This is a genomic window from Mycobacterium sp. (assembly GCF_052143115.1).
In the GTDB taxonomy this organism is placed as follows: domain Bacteria; phylum Actinomycetota; class Actinomycetes; order Mycobacteriales; family Mycobacteriaceae; genus Mycobacterium.
The window spans coordinates 1-3,046 of the sequence record NZ_JBKQTQ010000279.1; the positions used below are offsets into that span (position 1 = coordinate 1).

3 protein-coding genes are annotated in these 3,046 nt (G+C 64.3%); all 3 read right to left on the reverse strand.

Translation table 11 applies throughout. The annotated features are described in order from the left end of the window. Window positions 1–399: 399 nt before the first annotated feature. On the reverse strand, window positions 400–1,458 hold the full coding sequence (locus tag ACLQI9_RS27145; RefSeq protein WP_442392425.1) for a pyridoxal phosphate-dependent aminotransferase: 1,059 nt from the start codon (window positions 1,456–1,458) through the stop codon (window positions 400–402). Continuing rightward, the gene (locus ACLQI9_RS27150; RefSeq protein WP_442383801.1) at window positions 1,458–2,477 is read right to left on the reverse strand and encodes a 3-oxoacyl-ACP synthase III family protein; all 1,020 of its coding nucleotides are present in this window, start codon (window positions 2,475–2,477) and stop codon (window positions 1,458–1,460) included. The genes ACLQI9_RS27145 and ACLQI9_RS27150 overlap by 1 nt, the downstream gene beginning before the upstream one ends. After that, window positions 2,474–3,046 (reverse strand): SRPBCC family protein (locus tag ACLQI9_RS27155; RefSeq protein WP_442383799.1); only part of this gene is annotated, 573 nt, incomplete at its 5' end. The genes ACLQI9_RS27155 and ACLQI9_RS27150, both read right to left, overlap by 4 nt.

Genomic DNA, 3,046 nt, shown 5'->3' on the forward strand with positions numbered 1-3,046 from the left:
GCGACCGGGTCGACGGCGCGGTGGGCATTGACATCAGGTTCGCGGAACGCACTTCAGTCCTCTGCGTGCCGTTGGTAAGCCCATTGCTCAAGTCGCGCTTGCAGCTTCAGCAGGCCAAATCCAGCGAACGACATTCCGGCTGAAAAGTAGACCATCAGAAACGGATTCATCTCAAACCTCCTACTGTTACCACGCAGGGCTTCGACGAGAAGTTCACCGGCGCCAGACAATGTCGCCCGACGACGCGCTGCCAGACTGAAACGGCGCAGCAACAATTAGGCATCAGCCGCCCAAAGCAATATCGTCAGCGCCCCAGCGCCTGCGCTAATCCGCTTGTGCGGTAACAAAACCCATCCGGACCTCACCGTGATCGGGTCGCGCCGGTTTTCTTACCGCACTTCAGGACGCGATTTGGTCAGCCCGCCGCTTTGCCACTGCGGTCAGCACCGCTTGGGAGGACGCGCGGCTCCCAACGGTGATCCGAGCGGCGCCGTCAGGGTAGTAGCGGGCCTTCAGCCCGGTGTCGGCGAATACCTCTCGCCAGGGTCGTCCGATGGCCGGCAGGTAAGCGAAGTTCGCGTGCCCGTCGGTGGTGTATACACCCATTGCCCGAAGGCGCCGGCACAGGTAATCCCGCTCACCGGTGATTCGCAGAATGCGTTGTCGCAACTGGTCTTCGGCGTCGTAGGACGCCGCCACTGCGGCCAAGCTGGTGATGCCCATGCCAAACGGCAATTGCATCCCCCACAGTATTCTAGCTAGGTCCGGCGATCCGAAACCGTACCCGATCCGCAACCCGGCAAGCCCGTAGGCCTTAGAGAACGTCCGCAGCACAATGACATTCGGAGGCTGCCGGACCAGGTCCGGTCCGTCGATACGGTGCTGGGGGGCGACGAACTCGATGTAGGCCTCGTCGAGGAGGACGACGGTGTCATCCGGCACACGCCGCAGGAATCGCTGCACATCGGCGACAGGCTCCACGGTGCCGGTCGGGTTGTGCGGTCGGCATAGTACGACCACCCTGGCGTCCGCCGCCGCCTCGGCCATTGCCTCCAGGTCGTGGTGGCCGCGCTCGTCGAGCGGGACAGTGACCGACGTCAGGCGAGCCATCTGGGCGAAAATCGGGTACCCGTCGAAAGTGGGCTCGCTGAACACAATCCGATCACCGGGCCGCGTCACCGCATGCAGGACCTGCATTACCACCCCGCTCGCACCCGCTCCCAGCACGACCTGCTCGTGGGAGACCCCGATGTGACCGGCGATCAAACGGCGCAGCCGTTCGGGCAGGAACTCCGGATAGCGGTTGGCGACATCGATCGACCGGATCAGTGCCGAGCGCACCGCCGGCAGCGGCGGAAACGGGTTCTCGTTGAGCGACAATGCGAATGGATCGGTCGCGTTGGGCAGCGCGTCGAGGATCTCCGCGGTGGCAGGGTTCGCCGCTAGCAGGGGTAGCATCAGCTTCGTCCGCCCCAGCGGACCGCCGCCGCACCCGCGAAGTCGCCGGCGTGCGCGAAAGCGGCCATCATCACGATGTCGCCGGCCTTGACCTGACCCTCAGATATCGCATGATCCAGGTTGATCGGAATGGCGGCGCCGAACAGGTTGCCGCATTCGTCGAAAGTATCGAGGTGTCTCGATTCGGGCACCTCGAGCGCTTCGCGCCAGTTGTGCAGGAACACCCGGTTTGGCTGATTGGTGACCAGCAGGTCGATATCCTTGGACGACAGGCCGATTCGATCACACACGGCAAGCGCCACTTCGGGGACCTGCTGGTTGCCGCGAGCGAGCACCTTGGCGATGTTGGTTTCGGTGAACCCGATGCAAGCCTCACCGGGGCCGGGCTGCCACCATTTGCGGAGCGGGTCGATAACGAGCGTCATGTCGCCGGCGTATTCGCCGTAGGTGCGGCACTCGATGTCGAGTATCGGAGACTCGTCCGACACAGTGACTAGTCCAACCGCGGCGCCGTCACCGGGCACGGACGACTGCGCCTTGCGGCGTACCCCGGGCTGGTCGAAAATCTGGCCCGCCGCGTTCTGGGCGACCGCGATCAGCGCTGTGCGCCCTTGTCCGGACGCGAGCAGTTGACGGGCCACTTTGAGACCCAGCACGAACGCCGCGCACCCGCCGTTGTGCAGATCCAGCACCCAGTTAGGACGCATGCCCAAGCGGTGCGCGATGCCGCCGCCCCCGCCGTAGAACGGCACGTCGGGCATTTGGGCGTGGGTGATCAGCACGTCGACGTTAGCAATGACGTCCCGGCCGTGCCGTTCGATCAGGCCCTGTGCGGCTCGCTCGACCATGTCGATCGCGGTTTCGTCCGGCCCGACGTGATGGCGGAACTTGGGCGCGCGGAACATCAGGTTGGCCGCCAGGTCGTCCGAGCCAGCGAACTGCGCGTAGTAGTCGGCGCCGACAGGTTCGCCGGGCAGATAGCTGGAAACGTCGGTCAGGCTAACGGTGGGTTGGTTCATGATGTACTCATCCAGGCCGGCGTGACCGGCAGTCCGTTACGGTGGCGGTATTCGGCGATGGTCTTGAGGTTGTTCAGCTCCAGCCCATGACCGGCACCGAACAAGTCCCAAAAGTCGCCCACCCAGCCCGAGCGCTCTGGCGGCGAGGCCTCCGGATACGGGTTGTGGTTGTAGAACGGGTGACGGCAATTGGTCCACAGCACAACGGAACCGGGCTTGCCGAGCACCACCTGCGCGTCGAGGACCCGCATTACGTAGATCATCCACAGGTGCTTGCCCTGGTCCCAGGCGCAGTGGTAGTCGACAGTGCGCGACTCGGCGTTGGCCACCGTGCGGGTGTAGATCTCGGTGTCCGGCAGCAACCGGTCGTAGGCCAGCCACAGCCCGGACTCCTCAGTGGGGGTGAAGTCACGCAGGGTATAGGTCCACTCCTCGAGGCTTTGGGTGTGGGCCAAGTATTCGAACAGCTCGTCGGGTGGGCAGTCGACGTAGTCGTTGACCGTGCAGTACTGGCCGAAGACCTCGTCGTGCGGGTACACCGACCGCATCTTCGCCATGAACATCGGGGC